General features: G+C 65.0%; 13 protein-coding genes. 4 read left to right on the top strand and 9 right to left on the bottom strand.

Annotated elements, in window-relative coordinates:
• The first annotated feature begins 7 nt into the window (after positions 1–7).
• Positions 8–169, top strand: a complete 162-nt coding sequence (locus tag HLH25_RS08420; RefSeq protein ID WP_182973631.1) for a hypothetical protein — start codon at positions 8–10, stop codon at positions 167–169.
• A gap of 238 nt (positions 170–407) precedes the next feature.
• Here HLH25_RS08420 and HLH25_RS08415 read toward each other — a convergent pair whose 3' ends face one another.
• Positions 408–4007, bottom strand: a complete 3600-nt coding sequence (locus HLH25_RS08415) for a hypothetical protein (RefSeq protein WP_182973630.1) — start codon at positions 4005–4007, stop codon at positions 408–410.
• A gap of 915 nt (positions 4008–4922) precedes the next feature.
• Here HLH25_RS08415 and HLH25_RS08410 point away from each other — a divergent pair.
• The 3 genes from HLH25_RS08410 (at position 4923) to HLH25_RS08400 (ending at position 8330) form a co-directional block, all read left to right on the top strand.
• The gene (locus HLH25_RS08410) at positions 4923–5717 is read left to right on the top strand and encodes a hypothetical protein (RefSeq protein WP_182973629.1); all 795 of its coding nucleotides are present in this window, start codon (positions 4923–4925) and stop codon (positions 5715–5717) included.
• Positions 5718–5900: 183 nt separating this feature from the next.
• On the top strand, positions 5901–7184 hold the full coding sequence (locus HLH25_RS08405) for a hypothetical protein (protein WP_182973628.1): 1284 nt from the start codon (positions 5901–5903) through the stop codon (positions 7182–7184).
• Between the two features lie 129 nt (positions 7185–7313).
• Positions 7314–8330, top strand: a complete 1017-nt coding sequence (locus HLH25_RS08400; RefSeq protein ID WP_182973627.1) for a hypothetical protein — start codon at positions 7314–7316, stop codon at positions 8328–8330.
• Here HLH25_RS08400 and HLH25_RS08395 read toward each other — a convergent pair.
• The 8 genes from HLH25_RS08395 to kdpC all read right to left on the bottom strand — a co-directional run bounded on the left by HLH25_RS08395 (position 8283) and on the right by kdpC (position 15941).
• Positions 8283–9098, bottom strand: coding sequence for a hypothetical protein (locus HLH25_RS08395; protein ID WP_182973626.1), 816 nt, complete (start codon positions 9096–9098; stop codon positions 8283–8285). The genes HLH25_RS08400 and HLH25_RS08395 overlap by 48 nt on opposite strands.
• A 3-nt stretch (positions 9099–9101) precedes the next feature.
• Entirely contained in the window at positions 9102–9371 is a 270-nt protein-coding gene (locus HLH25_RS08390; protein ID WP_182973625.1) for an HU family DNA-binding protein, read from the bottom strand.
• A 326-nt stretch (positions 9372–9697) separates the two neighbouring features.
• Positions 9698–10171 carry a MucR family transcriptional regulator gene (locus HLH25_RS08385; protein WP_246401728.1) on the bottom strand — a complete coding sequence of 158 codons (474 nt, stop codon included), beginning with the start codon at positions 10169–10171 and terminating at the stop codon, positions 9698–9700.
• A 965-nt stretch (positions 10172–11136) separates the two neighbouring features.
• Positions 11137–11682, bottom strand: coding sequence for a DsrE family protein (locus tag HLH25_RS08380; RefSeq protein WP_246401726.1), 546 nt, complete (start codon positions 11680–11682; stop codon positions 11137–11139).
• 73 nt (positions 11683–11755) lie between these two features.
• The gene (locus tag HLH25_RS08375) at positions 11756–11926 is read right to left on the bottom strand and encodes a hypothetical protein (RefSeq protein ID WP_182973624.1); all 171 of its coding nucleotides are present in this window, start codon (positions 11924–11926) and stop codon (positions 11756–11758) included.
• A gap of 12 nt (positions 11927–11938) precedes the next feature.
• A complete protein-coding gene (locus tag HLH25_RS08370) occupies positions 11939–12628 on the bottom strand; it encodes a response regulator (RefSeq protein WP_182973623.1) in 690 nt (229 codons plus the stop codon).
• On the bottom strand, positions 12625–15312 hold the full coding sequence (locus tag HLH25_RS08365) for a sensor histidine kinase (protein ID WP_182973622.1): 2688 nt from the start codon (positions 15310–15312) through the stop codon (positions 12625–12627). The genes HLH25_RS08370 and HLH25_RS08365 overlap by 4 nt, the downstream gene beginning before the upstream one ends.
• Positions 15313–15320: 8 nt before the next feature.
• The gene (gene kdpC / locus HLH25_RS08360) at positions 15321–15941 is read right to left on the bottom strand and encodes a potassium-transporting ATPase subunit KdpC (protein ID WP_220791732.1); all 621 of its coding nucleotides are present in this window, start codon (positions 15939–15941) and stop codon (positions 15321–15323) included.
• Positions 15942–15950: the final 9 nt, after the last annotated feature.

The following is a 15950-nucleotide window of genomic DNA, read 5'->3' as shown; positions in this document are numbered from 1 at the left end:
GCCCCCCTTGATCTACGAGTTGCCGGAGAGCCTGCAGCCGACCGTTTCCCTGCGAGGCACCGCGGGGATTGTCGGTGACGCCGCGTTCCTGAATCAGCAGGTCATCCTCGACATGCGCGACCCTGCTCGCTTCGGCATCATTGATTCTGTGCAACATCGGGGTGATTAACGACGTTCGCGTTCAGGGCCGCCCGCATAAAGGTACGGCCCCGCCACGCTTGGGGAAGCGTCCGAGCCCTGCGTGGTTGAATTCCGCTTACGCCCTCCCTTTCGCCCCCCCGGAGTGCAGCCCAGCGCTTCCCCGTAGCGGGCATCGCTTAAGGAGCTCGAGGATTCGTCTCCGCCCATCCCGAGGTGGCCACGGTTAAGAATCCACCGTGCTATCAGTCTGAGCCGCTGACTTGACTTCACCGCCTTGCTCTTCCCTCCCTCCTCCCTCCTTCCTTGGTCGCTTTCCGAGCCTTCGTCTTCCCCGCTGTGATCCCAGCATTGCGCTGGCGGTCTTGGCCCATGTTTAGCACTAGAAAAACGACCTTCACCTCGCCGAAGTCGGCGTCATAGCGGGCAACAAAGCCCGGCGGCCGTGAATCTTCATGGCGAATCTTCTCTTGGCCGAGATATTTGAAGCCCGGCGGGCACGCCGTCTCGGCCGCTGTCCCGAGGAAGGCGATGACCTCGCCAACGTCGATGTAGGCGTAGGTCAGGTGGAAGAAGATCCGTGGGTTGCCGTAGCCCAATAGTTTCTGGAAGTGGCTTTCCAGGTCCGCTCTCACGACGTCCTGGGTCAGCGCGCTCTTGCATTTGAGCGCTTCGACGATCGCCAGAATGGTGCTGCCGCTGGTGAGGATGATGTCGCGCTCGCCGGCGTTGGCGTTCGCGCTGTAGCCCCCCTTCGACTGGTCGTTTACCGACCAGCCGAGGAATTGGACGCGCGCCGCCAACAGATGCTGCACGAAGGCATTCAGATCGTCTTCAATGGCGTCGATATCGACGCCCTTCATCATGGGGACCAGGGACACGACCGCGTCGGCCGCCGCGCGCACATAGTCGATCAGCAGTGCCTCGAAGGCGTCTGACTGCGGACGAAGCACCCGGGCCTGCTGTTGCGGGCCCATCAGCCGGAAACGCGCGATCGCCGACCCGACATTGTCCACGAGGTTGTCGTAAGCGGAGACTTCGGGCAAGGCGAGGAACGCCGCCCCGCTGGCGATGTGCGCCCGCGCCGCGGTGAGGATGGGCGTCGCGCCGAACCGAAACTCGGCGCCGTCCAAGGCCGCCGTGGCTTCGGCCGGATGACCCAAGCGGGCAAAGGCGACAGCGCGATAGGCGGCGGCGACGGCGTGAAGACGCGTCAGCGGCACGCTGGATAGCGTCGCCGAGGCCTGGCCGGGTTCGCCCAGCGCCAGCAGCAACTGCGCGCGATTGCACTCCAGGACTTCGTCGGGCGGCCCCTTCGGCAACAAGGCGACCATGCGGTCGAGCTCGGCGAGCACCTGGCGACCGAGCCGGACGTTGGGACCCGCTAAGAGACCGAAGCTGTCGTCGACCAAGAGTTCGCTGATGGCAGCAGCGAACCAGTTGGTGGCGAAGATCAGGGAGTTCCGTTTCGCGAAGAGTTTGGCGAACACCGCCTTCGCCACCACTGGGTCGGAGTTGGGCCCTACCAGCGCCACGAGGCCGCGAAATTGCTGCAGGGTTTCGAGGGCTGATGCCTGTTCCAGCCGGGCGGTGAAGGCCGGTTGCGGCGCATGCGTGATCGCGTCCCAATCTTGCTTCAGAAACGCCAGCCGCAGCTCATTGCGAAAGCGAGTCAGTTCCCGGCCGGCAGGTTTGCCCAACATCTTCAGGTTCCTTTCGGCGGCCATATAACTCGCTGCGGCGTCGGCCGCCCCGATGGTCAGCAGCTGATCGATGCGGGCGTGCATCTCGGGCAAAGATCGAATCTCGGCGGCGGCGTCAGGCGCGAGCGCTGCGATCCGCTGCTCGACGCGCGCGCGGAGGTTCGGCGGCACGTTCGGCAAGATCTGCGCGAGGATCAAAGGCTCGTCGGTTTCCAGGATCGCGTCCAGCAGGGAGACCTGCGCCGCGGGGTTCAGGCACCCAAGAGCCGCCGTCAGGTCGCTCGACAGCGGGCGATCGCGTGGCGTGCGGATCAACGTGTTTTCAAAGCTCGGCGCGAAAGCCGCGACGCGCCCCTTTTCCTTATGCTCCAGCGCACCGGACCGAACAGCGTCGACCAGCGCTTCCAAGAGGTCGCTGGTTGTGTCGAGGGGACCGCCGACGATTGCGCGGCACAGGATGCGGATATGAACGCGGACCGACCGGCCGAGAGCATCGGCGAGCGTAAACGGATTTTGGTCCGGCGGAGCGGCGGCTAGACGAGCGCGAAGGTGCAACGGGTAGAGGAAGCGCTTTCTCAGATCCTCGGTTCGCTCGCTCAGGCGGGCCAAGGCCGCCGCGCCGGCGGCGTCCACACGGTAGGCCGACAGACTGTAGTGGTCGGCCTGAAAGGCGCCTTCATAGGCGGCGATCACTCCCTCGGGATCCACGTCGTCCGTCAGGTTCCCAAGGTCGCAAAGGTCCAGGACTGCGGCGAATTCCGGCGCGCCCAATCCCTGGTCTAGGGCCGGTCCCCGCAGAGACCCCGTCATGGCCAACAGAACGGGCGCGGGGCACATTGCCAACTCCCGGCGCAGGCTCGCCATTAGCAAGTCTGCCCCGGCGACGTCATCGACAAACCCGGGCCCGGCGCGGCGATGCAACCAGCTCAGCAGCGCCGCCGCCTCGCCCACGGGGATTGCGTCGCGCCGCAGGTGTTCTCCCAAAATCGCGACGCCATCGGCGAAGGCGTCGGCCTGTCCAACCTGATGATCCGCCTCAGTGAGGGCCCGTTCCCAGGCGCCGCCTGGATGACGCCACTGGGCGATCAAGAGACAGGCGAGTGCGGCCGTGGGCGGATGCAGCACAAGGTCGGCGAGCAACCGCGGATGGCTCCGCGCCTGATGCAGCACGGCATTGAAGAGTTCGGGCCGGTCAAGAGCGAGGTCGAACAGCGCAGCGGCCATGGGGTGCGGGGCCTTGGCGTTGTTCTGCGCATCGACGTCGGCTAGGAGCACCCGCGCTAATCCGAACAGGGCGCCACAATCATCCAGTGATCCGTAGGCGCTGCCTTCGACGGCCCGGCTCTCCAGCCAAAGCGCGCGGCAGACGGCCGTGCTCGGCGGTGCCGGGATGTGGCACTCGGCGTTGGCGACCGTGACGTTATGGGCGAACGCCGCTTGCCGGACATAGAGGTCACGGGTTTCGATCCAGCCGGCCAGCGCCGGTTCTGATCCGATCAAGCCAAGCGCTGCCTCTCTAAAGGTGGCGGCGTCACCCGGCCCCCAAGCCCGCTCGGGGACGATGTCGGGATATTCGAGCACGCCCCAGAGATCAATCCAGCGGCGCAAGGCGACCTCGACTGAGATCGCTTGGCCGCGAACAGATTCCCAAAGCCGTTCGGCGACCCAGGCCGGACTGCGCACGACGAGATGATGCGGATCCAGTTGGCCCGCAACAATATCTTCGGACAGAGCGCGCAACTCGGCGTCCGCCCCGAAATCCGTGTCGAACCCGAACGTCTGACCGTGGATGCCTTTCGCGAGCGCCTTCAGGGCGTCCATCTCGCCGTCGGGCGCGCGTAGCGCCCTGACCGCGATGTCCTGCGAGATTTTGACTCTTCCCCAGACCACGCGCGCACCGCCGGACGACACGAGGTCTGGTAGAGTGGCCGCCTCGTCCGGACAGACCCCGTCCAAGCCGTAGGCGGCCTCGACGGCGGACCAGGCGGAGGCCGGCGATATCGTCATCTCCTGAAGGAGACGCAGGGCCACGACGTCGGGCGTGTAGGCAAGATTCGGGTCGCGATAGTGATCCTGCCGCGAAACGCGGAGTTTGCGCGAGAAGCGATCCCGAAGAATTTGGCGCGTCTCGCTCGGCGCATATTGGAAGCTTGAAAAGCGGGACATCGAGTGGCCGTCCTTCGAGAGGGGCGAAGGCGACCGGGTCAGATCTCCTCCTCGCAAGGTCTAGCCTACCACGTGAACCCTGTCATTTATTGGACCGGCGCGTGATTGCCCTGTAGTCGATTGCGCTGCCATTTGCACGAGGCTTCCCGTCGGCGCCTTTTTGCGTCGCTGTTTCATGAGGGTCCAGCACAAGCAGCTATTATCATGATGCGGAACACTGCGGCCCAATGAACGAATGTCTGCAAGCCACCCCGGTGCGTCCGAAACCCGCCAGAGCATAAAGCGGCCAGCCTTGCTCGTTCAACGAGCCAAGGTGGCCGAACGCGTGATTGTCGGCTCGTGTCGGAAGCCGACATTTGGTGAGCCGGGCGGGAATGACGGGCTTGTTCCAGGTCCGGCCATACTTCAAAGGTCCGCCTGTAGTCATGACGAATCGTTGTTGAACAGAAAGAGAGAGCAGTTACGGGTATTTATCTCGAAGTATGGTATCAATCATGGCGTTATTGGTTTAGAATTTTGCAATTAACTGATAAATATGGTTTTTGTGCGGATATCAATAATCGAGCGGGAACTGTATTTGCGATTATTTCGCAGTCCTGAATGTCCGGTTTTCCACGTTTACATCCGGAACCGGACTTTCCGTTCCCCCCCGCTGAACTGCCTGTCCGCTGAAGAAACGTGGAGCGGATAGGTGGCAGAGGCCTCATTTCAGACCTCGAACTAACATAAGCTATTTCTGGAAGGCTGCCATTCCCGAGGGGGCTAGGTTGCGGTCTGTATGGGCACACAACCGGTATTCTCGTCGTCAGCGACGAGGGACGGATCATCCTGGCGGGCCATCGGACCAAGCGAATAAACCGCGCCTGATCTGGACCCTACCATCTTCTTCAGATTACTTCAGGATTCGAAAACGTCATGAGCATTCTCACTAATGTCGACCTCGCACGCATCGGCACTCTTGTGCGTGACGCCTGCTCTCCGGCTTCACTGCTGGACGACGGCTCTTTGCTGCTCGGGACGAGCGGCAACGTCACGACGACCTGGGCGCCATTTGACTACACACCGAAGACGGCCCGGCTGGTCATCTGCGGCATTACGCCCGGCCGCACTCAGGCTGTGAACGCGCTCACCGCCTTCGGCGAGACGTTGAAAGCAGGCGCCGGACAGGAAGAAGCGCTGCGGACCGCAAAACTGACCGGCAGTTTCAGCGGGGGCATGAGAAACAATATTGTGCGTATGCTCGACTTCCTGACGCTTCATCATGCCTTCGGCGTTTCAAGCTGCGCGGATCTCTTTACGTCGCAGCACGAGTTTGTTCATATGACATCGGCTCTCCGTTATCCCGTGTTTGTCCGGGGCGAGAATTATAACGGAACCCCGGCGATGCTCGGCACACCGATGCTACGCGGGATGGTCGAGGAGATTCTCGCGGAAGAGGCTCGGCTGCTGCCTGATGCTCTCTGGCTACCACTTGGGCCGAAACCGACGGAGGCACTGGCTCATCTGGTGAGGCGCGGCGATCTGAAGGCAGAGAAGGTTCTCGAAGGCATGCCACATCCGAGTGGCGCGAACGGAGAGCGGATCGCGTATTTCCTTGGCGAGAAGATGCGGGCCGATCTCTCGGCAAAGACCGTCCCAGGCCCGATCGATGCAGCGAGAGAGCGTCTACGTAGACAGATCTCCCGCCTCCTGCCGGGCCTGGCTGCATGACTGCGGACGGTCATCCTTTCTCGGTAACCGACTATCCGGTTACCCCCTCTAATCTGACGTGTAGAAGGTGCCGGTCTCTCCGCATCCTGCAGTCTCATTATCTAAAAGAGTCTCATAAAATAAAAATCGATCTAACAAATTGATTTATAAAAAATACCTATCTCATTATCTAAAAAATGTGAAATGGACGACTCCACCTCAAGCTCGAGATTACGCATGCCAGAACAACAAGCCTTCCTCCCGCCGACGCATCCGCTCGATCTACTGGCTGCTGCGTTGGATGCCTTGCTTGCGACACCGGCGGACGGCAAGAGATGGACCCCCTCGCTGTCGAATCTAGCGGCCGATCGTTTGCAAAGACCAGAACAGGCTTTCTCTCTTGCGAGCGGTGAGGCGATCGAGATGGGGGAGGATGCAGAAACTGCGTGCTCCGCCGGCCTTGCCGCCCGGGACAAGGCCTGGCGGGCGACGCTGTCGCGTCTGGCGGCTCATCTGGCGGTGCGCAACCAGGTGATGTTGCTCGGGCCGCAGAGGGTCGATGAAGAGCCGCAGACCGCCGCCCTGTTCGGCCTGCTGGCCAATGCGCTGAGCATGGTCACGCTGCTGGCGCCAGACGACGCCGGCTCTTCGCAAGGGCCTCCGGCGGCCGGCTGCTATTGGGCGCATCAGAAGAAGCGAAGCGATGAACCGCGTACCGGCGGCGATTTCGGCATCGTCACCGACCTCGATGGTGGCATGGTGAAACTTACTCTGTTCCAGGCCAAGCGCCCGCAGCAAGGACAGCGGTTCGAAGATCTTCGTCTCGACCATACGGTGCATGACGGCATGCCGGAAACGCCCCCCGAAAACGAGGCTTCGGCATATTCGCAAAAGCGGGCGCTGGACGTGATCAAGCGGGCGCTGGCAAGGGGATGCCCTCGGGACCAGATCTTTGAATGGCTTGGAGAAAAAGACCGCTGGCATATCGCGTGCCATCAGGGGAAGAGTTCTCTGTTCGTCCCGGCCTATAGCTATCAGCAGAGCACGGCCTTTCTCGCAGCGGAGTTGCATGGCTGGAGACAGAATCAGGACGCCGGCTTCGGTGGCTGGTGCTACTATGTCCAATGGCCGTACGGCGACGCCCGATCGCCGTGGGCCATCTCGGTGCTCAAGGCGCTTGGCCCTGCTGGCGGAACAAACGCAAGTGCCGACAGTCTGCCTTTTGTCGACATTCTGGCGCAGGCGCTTTCTCCGGAAGAAACGGATATCGGCATGGTGATCCCGTTGGGCGATCTGGGGTACTGGGCCGGCACCATTTCCGCCTTGATGCCGGGGATGCTCTGGGGCGGGTCGGCCGGAAGCGCGGAGGGGGCTGTCGGCTTGGTGCGGGCGGTCGCGCCAACGCCGAGAGAGATACGGCAGATTGACCTGCCGCGGTCGGCAACTCCGAAAGCGGGCCCTGGAGCTGCGCCGGCACCCGTAATCTAGGACGGGACGGCGATGCGGGACGAGGGACGGAGCCTGACGGCCGACGAATTCGGTGTGGCATTGGAGCGCGCGGCATTCGCCCTCGGCCGGCTCGACCAGGCATTGCACGGCCATCCGCTGCTGCCGGCGGTGTTGCACCGAATGCGCCTGGATGCGGTGCGCCGGCAGGCGGCGGTCGACGGCTATGCGATCGACCCGTGGCACCTGGCCGCGGTGATCGAGCATCTGCCGCTGCGCCTCGGCAACGCGGACCGTGGCGGGGTGTTCGAAGCGGCCCGCTATGCCTTCGCCCAATATCAGTGGCTGGTGGCGCCGGATTTCGACCAGGAGGGCGCGGTGCAGGAGGCGATGGCAGTCCTCGCGCGTGGCGCGCTCACGGAGAGCCCGCTGCTGGGGGTCGCCCGCGGGCTGCATGACTGGCTCGAGGCCGGTCACGCGCGGCCGGCGATGCGCACCGCGATCGTCCGTCATCTCGGCACCACGCTGTTGCGGACGGCACTGCCGCTGACCGGGGCAGCTGCTTTGCAGGCGGACGTGCCGTGGGGCTTTGCCGCGTGGGCACCGCTCTTCCTGCAGGCGCTGGCCGCGGAGGCGCGCGACGGGCTGCGCCAGCTCGGGCTGCTGGAACAGGCGTGGCGCCAGGCGCGCCAGATCGTGGCGACCGGCCGACGCAGCAACTCGCGGGCGCCGGCGGCGCTGGATCTGATCGCGGCGGCGCCGCTGATCTCGGCCGGCACCCTGGCCGGCTGCTTGCGGATGGCGCCGAAGAACGCGCTGGCGCTGCTCGACCGGTTCGCTGACCAGGGCGTCGTGGTCGAGGTCACGCATCGCAGCGCGCGCCGGCTGTTCGGGCTGAAGGGCCTGGCGCCGCTGGCCGAGGAGGTGGCCCTACCGCGTCGGGCGCGGCGCGGCGGCGGCCGGATCCGTGCGTCGGCAGTCGAGGAAGCGTCGGTGCCGGCTACCTTGTCACCGCTGGCGCGCTGGCAGCCGGATTATGCGGATCTCGAGGCGGCGATGGCGGCGGCGGATCAGGCGGTGCGCAATGCGGGTAGCCGACTGGACGCCCTGGGTCTTTGGGGGCCGGGAGGGCGGGGCGGGTCAGCGCGCTCGCGCCAGCAGGGAGAGGCTGCCGAGGACCGCGAGTGATGCCGTGCCGACCAGCAGCGGGGCGTGACGATACCAGATCTGCCGGGCGGCGAAGCGCAGTGGATGCGCCATCGCGCGCTGGAGCTCACCACGGAGAGCCCGGTCGCGCAGTTGCATGGTCTGCTGGGACTGACGCAAGGCGGCGAGTTCGCGCTGCTGCTCGTCGAACGCCGCCTCGAGCGGCAGCACCGACAGATTCTCCGGCAGGTGCTCCCAGGGTCGCAGTTCGCCGGCGCGCATTTCCCTGGCGGTACCCGCTGCCCTGGTATCGTCCGTATAGGCGAACACGATGCCGAACTGCTCGTAGAACCGGTTGCGCCGGATCGTATTGTCGCCATGTGCCTGATGCGCAAGCAGGGTGATCGGATTCACCTCGGCGTCCGGCCATTGCCGGGCCCAGGTGAGGACCAGATTCATCAGGAAGGAGCCGATCCGGTTGCCCTCCAGCCCCTCCAGGTCGAGAAAGACCGCGCCCCCTGTCGGGTAGTGCGAGGTCAGGCTGATGCGGGCGCCGTCGTCCCACTGCCGTGCGTAGCATGCCATGAACCGCCGGGTCGGGTATGGGTGGCGACCCGGCTGGTCGGCGAGACGGCGAAAGGTGATGGTCAGCTTAGCTCGGACGACCGCACCAGCTTCGTCGCGGATACGGCTCTCTTCCTGATTGATCAGGATCCGCGCGAGTTGCGGTGCGTCAGGCGCGCAGCGCGGGCGGACGACCAGGACCAGAGGCGGGCTGGGGATTATCGGCCCACTCCCGGTCCCTCGCATCAATCAGACCGCCTTCTTGAGCAGCGGGCTGGCCTTGAAGCGGACCGTCCGCCCTGCCTCGACCGAGACGGGCTCGCCGGTGCGGGGGTTGAGCGCCTGGCGTGCGTTGGTCTCGCGCACCGTGAATGTTCCGAAGGACGGTAACGTAAAGCTTCCCTCGTGCTGCAGTTCGGCGACGATCGCGCCCAGGAGTGCGTCGGCGCCCCTGGCGGCTGCAACGCCGGTGCAGTCGAGGGAATCCTGAAGGACGGCGGCGATAAATGCTTTGCTCATGGCTCTGCTCGGAATTGGGACAGGAGATGCCGCAGCCTAAGGCTGCTGCATCTTGGTAAACGCCAAGTTAATAAATACAAGATCCTGCTGCTGGTGTGCCGGTGGAGATGTGTGTCGAGCGTGGCGCCGGTGGGCAATCTGTGGGCAACGTCACGTTGTCCACGGACTGTCCACGGGCAGAGCGCGGTCCGCAGGACGATGCACATATCCACGGGCAGTGGAGCCGGCGTCTTCCGGGCGAACAGGGCATCACCGATCTGCTCGCGAACCGTTGTAGCGCCCCGCCGAGGACGTGCGGCGATTTGGCCTGCTGTCAGGCGGCGCGATCAAGCCTTGCGCCGCCGGCCGCGCCTGGCGGCAGGAATCCTGGTGACCACCACGCCCTCGACGACATCGGGTGGGGTTTCGGCTGGCGGAGCCTCCGCGCGGCCGAGCCCTGCGGCCTTGGCCAGCCGGGTCCGGTGAGCACTGTAGTTCGGCGCCACCATCGGGTAATCGGCCGGCAGGTTCCAGCGCGCCCGGTATTGGTCCGGGGTCAGGTTGTAGGCACTCAGGAGGTGGCGTTTGAGGGTCTTGAACGGCCGGCCGTCCTCCAGACAGATGATGTAGTCCGGGAACACCGATTTCTTCGGCGCCGCCGCCGGGGTGAGCGCTGGCGGAACCTCGACTGCCGCGCCCAGGCCAGCGAGCGTGTCATAGAGCGATGTCAGCAAGGGCGGCAGTGCGTCAGGCGGCATGCTGACGTGAGAGACATAGGCAGCGGCGATTTTGGCGGTCAGAACATGCAATTGCGTGGACAAAGATACTTCTCACTTCTGTTCGCGAAGCACGCGGTGGGGCGTGTCGTCATCCCGGGTGATGCCCGGCAGTTCCGGCTGGGTGGACCACGTTCGCGCCACCGGCCCGGCAGGGCGGGCGTACGCGTGTCAGACAGCGGCTTTCCTGCGTAGTTCTGGATATTCGGCCAGCACCATACAAAGCCCAACCAGACAGCCACCATCGCCATCCCTACAGCCCAGACATGGCCGGTTGGCAGATCAAACCATCTGTGCATCCAGTCATCAGGTACGGTTTCCACATTCATTGTGTCGGTTCTCCGGCTGTCTGCTTGTCTGCGATGGCCGTCATCCCTGAATCAGGAAGGCCCGAAGCAGGCGCTTCCAAAAGGGCACGCCTTCCGCCCTCCATGCTCGCTGAAGCTGCTTGTCAGCGGCAAAAGTGTTCCGAAGGAGAGGCGACACGGAGAGCCTCTCCTTTCGACTGGCTCCGCCCCGCCGTTGGCGCTCCCGGCGGATCAGAATGGCGCGGGCAAGGCTCACTGCTCCGGTCTCCTGGTCGTCTGGCTGTGAGTCATGCCTTTACACCTTCATCTCCATTCAGGAGGTTCTTTCTCCACAGGCTCAATTTGCCCCCTCTCCATTGCACAATAAAGGCAAATCGATCGGCAAGCCTGTGCGGGAGCGGCGACATCCCGCCCGCACACGAAGCATTTCGCTGCCCGTATAAAATTAGCTCCGATTTCGCGTGCATGCCACGGCATGCAGACGGTTGCCAACCGATCGGCTGGCTGGGGGAATTTCGTCACCGTCGTATGACCGTCACTTGCCATTCCGACGCTCCGTTTGCTTTCGGATGTGCCTCAGGAGGTGAAATGGCGTCAGAATGATCGCGGCGATCGCCATCTCGGCCAGTGCAACCGTCGACGTTACGTAATCCACTCCAGCCTCCTATGCCGGCGCGCGTAGAGGCCAGCGGAAAGCAGCCTCTATCCCGAGATTACGGCCCAACCCCTCAACTGCAAGTTGGCCAGGGTGACCATGGCGGACACATCGACCTGGATCCCGTCGGCGACGGCATCCCGTGCAATCTTCTGTCCCGACAGAGCGTAGCTGCACACCTCGATCGAGACCCCCGCTTTGCCCAGCGCGCGCAGCAGCCTGGTGTTGGGGTTGTCCCGACCGAAACGCGCCCTATACGCCGCGTCGGAGAGGATAGACGGTGTGGCCGCCCCGTAGACGATCGCTACGACGTCGCCGGCTTTGGGATGTACCCCGTCGGCCGCGAGGAGGTTCATGAAGCGAGCGATTCGCTCCAGCGCTGGATTGATCTGCTCTGGGTCGGCCGCGGCCCGCGTCGTGTCGAATGCGACCCGGTACCGCAATGATGGATCTGGGCGGTTAGCGAGGCCATCGGCCGCATGAATGGCACCATAGGCCGGGACAACGGCATCACCCGTTCGCGCCTGGGCCATCCCGCCCCAACCACCCACGAGCGACAGGGAAGCGAGGATCAGGCGGGTAGCGTTCCTCATAGAATCACCTTTCATGGGTCCTTTGCTTGTCACGGGTCATTATCGTGCGTTGCCTCATCTTCCTGCTGGGAATTTAGCCGAACCAGGTCGTCATCTTACTCATGACAAATACGGCTGAGAGCATTGCGGCTGCGAAAATTTCTACACCGATCATCTGTTGGCAAGCAGCCATTGTGATCACGCCGGCCAGTGTCACAACACCGAAGCCGAAGCCGAAGCCGAAGCCGATGGCGACCGGGCGCACCGGCCGGTGCCGTCACCCCTGTGACTGCACCAGCCGGTACCCCACGCCCGTTTCGGTCACGATATGCCGTGGCCGCTCCGGATCGTTTTCGATCTTCTGCCTGATCTGGCGGATATAGACGCGCAGTTGCTGCACATCGCCACTGGCCCCCCAGAGCTGGCCCATGATGGTCTGATGCGTCAGGACACGACCAGCATACTGCACCAGCATCCGCAGGATATCCCACTCGCGCGGCGACAGCCGGATTTCCTCCTCCCCCCGAAAGACCTGCCGCCGCACCAGATCGACGCGCAGATCGGCCGAGACGAAGACCGGCACGGTACCCTGCTGCTGCAACGCATGCCGCATCGCATTGCGCAGCCGGGCGATCAGTTCCGCCATGCTGAACGGCTTGGTCACGTAATCGTCCGCGCCCGCTTCCAGCGCGGCCACCTTGCCGCGCTCGTCGTCACGCACCGACAGGATGACGACCGGCAGATCCGGCCTGTCCGCGCGCATGCGCCGCAGCACCTCGGCACCGTCCAGGTCCGGCAATCCCAGATCCAGCAGCACGATATCGGGATGCTCCTCCACGGCCATCCGCAGCGCGGCGGCACCGGTCGCCGCCTCCAGCGTCCGCCAGGACTGGCTGCCCAGCGTCGTCCGCAGCAGGCGCCGGATAGCCGGCTCGTCATCGACGATCAGTACGCACGGATCGCTCACACCGCTCCCCTCGCCTCCAACGGAAAGGTCATGACAAAGACCGCACCCTGCCGGTCGCGCCGGTTTCGTGCAACGATCGTGCCGCCCATGGCCTCGACGAACCCACGCGCAATGGCCAGCCCCAGCCCGGTCCCGGCCCGCGCGCGATCGGCGGAAAGAAAGCGCTGGAACTTGCCGAACACCTGCTCGGTGTCCTCCACGGCCAGCCCGCTCCCCTCATCCAGCACCTCCAGCACCAGCCCTTCCGGCCGCAACGCCGCCCGGATCACGATCCGCGTGCCCGCCGCCGTGTGCTTTCCGGCATTGTCCAGCACATTGAACAGGGCCTGCTCCAGCAGCACGTCATCCAGCAGCGGCATCGGCAGTTCGGGTTCCATCTCCAGTTCAACGCGGTGATCGGCCAGGATACGCGCCGCCCGCCCCAGCGCGCTCGCCACGATTTCCGCCACATCGACCGGCTCCCGGCGGGGCCGCAGCGCTCCGGCCTCCAGCCGCGTCATGTCCAGTAGGTTAGCGACGAACCGGTTCAGCCGTTCGGCCTCGTCGCGAATGGTCGCCAGAAGGTCGTGCCGGTCCTCCGGCCCCATCGTATCGCCGTAACTGTCCAGGCTCGACGCCGCCCCCAGGATCGCCGACAGTGGCGTACGCAGATCGTGGGAGATCGAGGTCAGCAGCGCTCCCCGCAGCTTGTCGGTTTCCGCATTCAGCCGCGCCTGGTCCAGGTCCCGGGCCAGCGTGATCCGCTCGACGGCCGATGCCGTCTGGTCGGCCAGCGCATCCAGCAGGCGCTGCTGCTCGGCATCCAGGATCGGCCCGTCGCGGTCCGTATCCAGCCCGATCACCGCGACCGGCCCGCGCCCGGTCCGCATCGGAAGGAACAGCCAGCGCGTGCCCGGCAGGTTGTCCGAACCCCGGCCGGCCACCTTGTCATGCTTCCACGCCCAGGTCGCCGCCGCCAGATCCTCCTCGCCGATCCGCTGTCCGGAATTGTACGACGCCTGCACCGACAGCCGCCCGTCCACAGGCAGCAGCATCACCACCTTGCGGTCCAGCACGGTGGCGATCTGATGGCTGGCCCCCCACAGCAGATCGTCCAGCGTCCCGATCCCCGCCAGCGTCCGGCTGAACAGATAGAGCGATTGCGTGATCTCGGCCCGATGCCGCGCCACCACCGCCTGATTGCGCACCCGCGCGCCCAGATTGCTGGCAATCACCGCCGTGGCGAAGAAGAAGAACAGCGCCACCACATTGTCCGGCGCCGCGATCGTCAAAGTGTAGAGCGGCGGCAGAAAGAAGAAATTGAAGCACAGCATCCCCAGGACCGACGCCCACAGCGACGGCCCCAGCCCGTAGGCCACCGCCGCACCCAGGATCGCGGTCAGAAACGCCAGCGACACATTGCTGACCGCAAACCCCTGCCGCAGCAGCAGCGCCACCGCCAGTGCGCAGGCCACGATCAGCGTGCTGGCCAGATAGGGGCCAACACGCCGCGCCCGCGCCGGGGGCGCCCCGGCCAGATCGGGCTCGCCAGCTTCCGATCGCGGCACCACATGCACCGGAAACCCGTCCGCCCACTGGATCAGCCGCTCGGTCGTCGCCCGGCCGAACCACTGGCGCAGCCGCCCGCCCCAGCCCCTGCCGGCAGGGTGCGCCGCCACGATCTGCGTCACGTTCTGCGCGCGGGCATAGGCCAGCGCATCCAGCGCCACATCCTGGCCAGGGATGGTCACGGTCTCCGCGCCCAGCGACTGCGCCAGATGCATCTGCGTGGCCATACGCGTCCGTGCGTCCGACGTCAGGTCGCGGCTGGTCTCGACATGCAGCACGATCCAGGGCGCATGCAGCCGGTCGGCCAGCCGCCGCGCATAGCGCAGCAGGCTGGCATCATGGTCCTGCAACGTCAGGCAGACCAATATCCGCTCCCCCGCCGCCCAGGGGCCGGAAATGGCATTGGCCTTCATGTGGTCGACCAGTTGCGCATCCACCTGCTGCGCGGTCTGGCGCAGCGCCAGTTCGCGCAGGGCCGTCAGGTTGCCGGGCGAGAAATAATGCAGCATCGCCCGCCGGGCCGTCTGCTCGGCATAGATCTTGCCGTCGCGCATGCGCTGCAACAGGTCGTTGGGCGTCAGATCGACCAGTTCCACCTCGTCGGCGCCGTCGATCACGCTGTCCGGCACCGTCTCGCGCACCCGCACGCGGGTAATGGCGGCCACGACGTCGTTCAGGCTTTCCAGATGCTGGATGTTGACCGTCGTCAGCACGTCGATTCCGGCGGCCAGCAGTTCCTCGACATCCATCCAGCGTTTCGGGTGCCGCGAGCCGGGGACGTTGGTATGCGCCAGTTCGTCCACCAGCACCACGCGCGGATGACAGGCCAGGATCGCATCCAGGTCCATCTCCCACACCGTCCGCCCGCGATAGGCGATCGCCCGGCCCGGTACCACCTCCAGGCCGTCCAGCAGCGCGGCCGTCTCCGCCCGCCCATGCGTTTCCACCACCCCGGCGACCAGGTCCACCCCGTCGCGCAGCAACTGGTGGCCCGTCGTCAGCATCTCGAACGTCTTGCCAACACCCGGTGCCGCGCCGAGAAAGATCTTCAGCCGCCCCCTGGCACGCGCCGCGTCCTCCTTTTCCGTACGGCGCAGCAAAGCATCAGGGTCGGGGCGATCGGGGCGCGTGTCCATCGTTCAGCTCAATGCAACGTATCGAGGGCCAGGTTCAGTTCCAGCACGTTCACGCGCGGCTCGCCCAGCCAGCCCATCAGCGGGCGTTCGACCATGCGGTCCACCAGCGCCCGCACCGTCTCCTCGCGCAGGTGCCGCACCCGCGCCACCCGCGCGACCTGAAACAGCGCGCCCTGCGGCGAGATATCGGGATCGAGCCCGCTGCCCGAACTCGTCACCAGATCCATCGGCACCGGCAATCCCGCCAGCACCGCTTCCGGATTGTCGGCTTTCAGCCGCGAAACCGCCGCCGCCACCCGCTCCACCAGCGCCCGCGATGTCGGCCCGGCATTGGACGCCATCGAAGCCGCCGCATTATAGGGCTGCGCCACCGTCTTCGACGGATCGGCCGGGTCCGGCCCCACGGTCACCGAGGGACGGCCGTGGAAATAGCGCGCATCGGCAAAATCCTGGCCGATCAGCGTGGACCCCACCAGCCTGTCCCCCTTCATCACCAGACTGCCCCCCGCCTGGCGCGGCAGCACATATCCGGCCACCCCCGTCATCGCCAGCGGATACACTATGCCCGTCACAACCGACAGGAACAGAAAAACCACCAGCGCGGGCCGTATGGTGCGCACGATCGTCATGATGGACCT

The sequence above is a fragment of the Gluconacetobacter dulcium genome, assembly GCF_014174165.1.
Lineage (GTDB): Bacteria > Pseudomonadota > Alphaproteobacteria > Acetobacterales > Acetobacteraceae > Gluconacetobacter > Gluconacetobacter dulcium.
This window is presented reverse-complemented; position numbering and strand designations above follow the sequence as displayed.

Coding starts and splice junctions, on each gene's coding strand:
- HLH25_RS08395 (WP_182973626.1), bottom strand. CDS start 9,098: ATGCGAGGGACCGGGAGTGGGCCGATAATCCCCAGCCCGCCTCTGGTC.
- HLH25_RS08410 (WP_182973629.1), top strand. CDS start 4,923: ATGAGCATTCTCACTAATGTCGACCTCGCACGCATCGGCACTCTTGTG.
- HLH25_RS08390 (WP_182973625.1), bottom strand. CDS start 9,371: ATGAGCAAAGCATTTATCGCCGCCGTCCTTCAGGATTCCCTCGACTGC.
- HLH25_RS08415 (WP_182973630.1), bottom strand. CDS start 4,007: ATGTCCCGCTTTTCAAGCTTCCAATATGCGCCGAGCGAGACGCGCCAA.
- kdpC (WP_220791732.1), bottom strand. CDS start 15,941: ATGACGATCGTGCGCACCATACGGCCCGCGCTGGTGGTTTTTCTGTTC.
- HLH25_RS08380 (WP_246401726.1), bottom strand. CDS start 11,682: ATGAGGAACGCTACCCGCCTGATCCTCGCTTCCCTGTCGCTCGTGGGT.
- HLH25_RS08365 (WP_182973622.1), bottom strand. CDS start 15,312: ATGGACACGCGCCCCGATCGCCCCGACCCTGATGCTTTGCTGCGCCGT.
- HLH25_RS08405 (WP_182973628.1), top strand. CDS start 5,901: ATGGACGACTCCACCTCAAGCTCGAGATTACGCATGCCAGAACAACAA.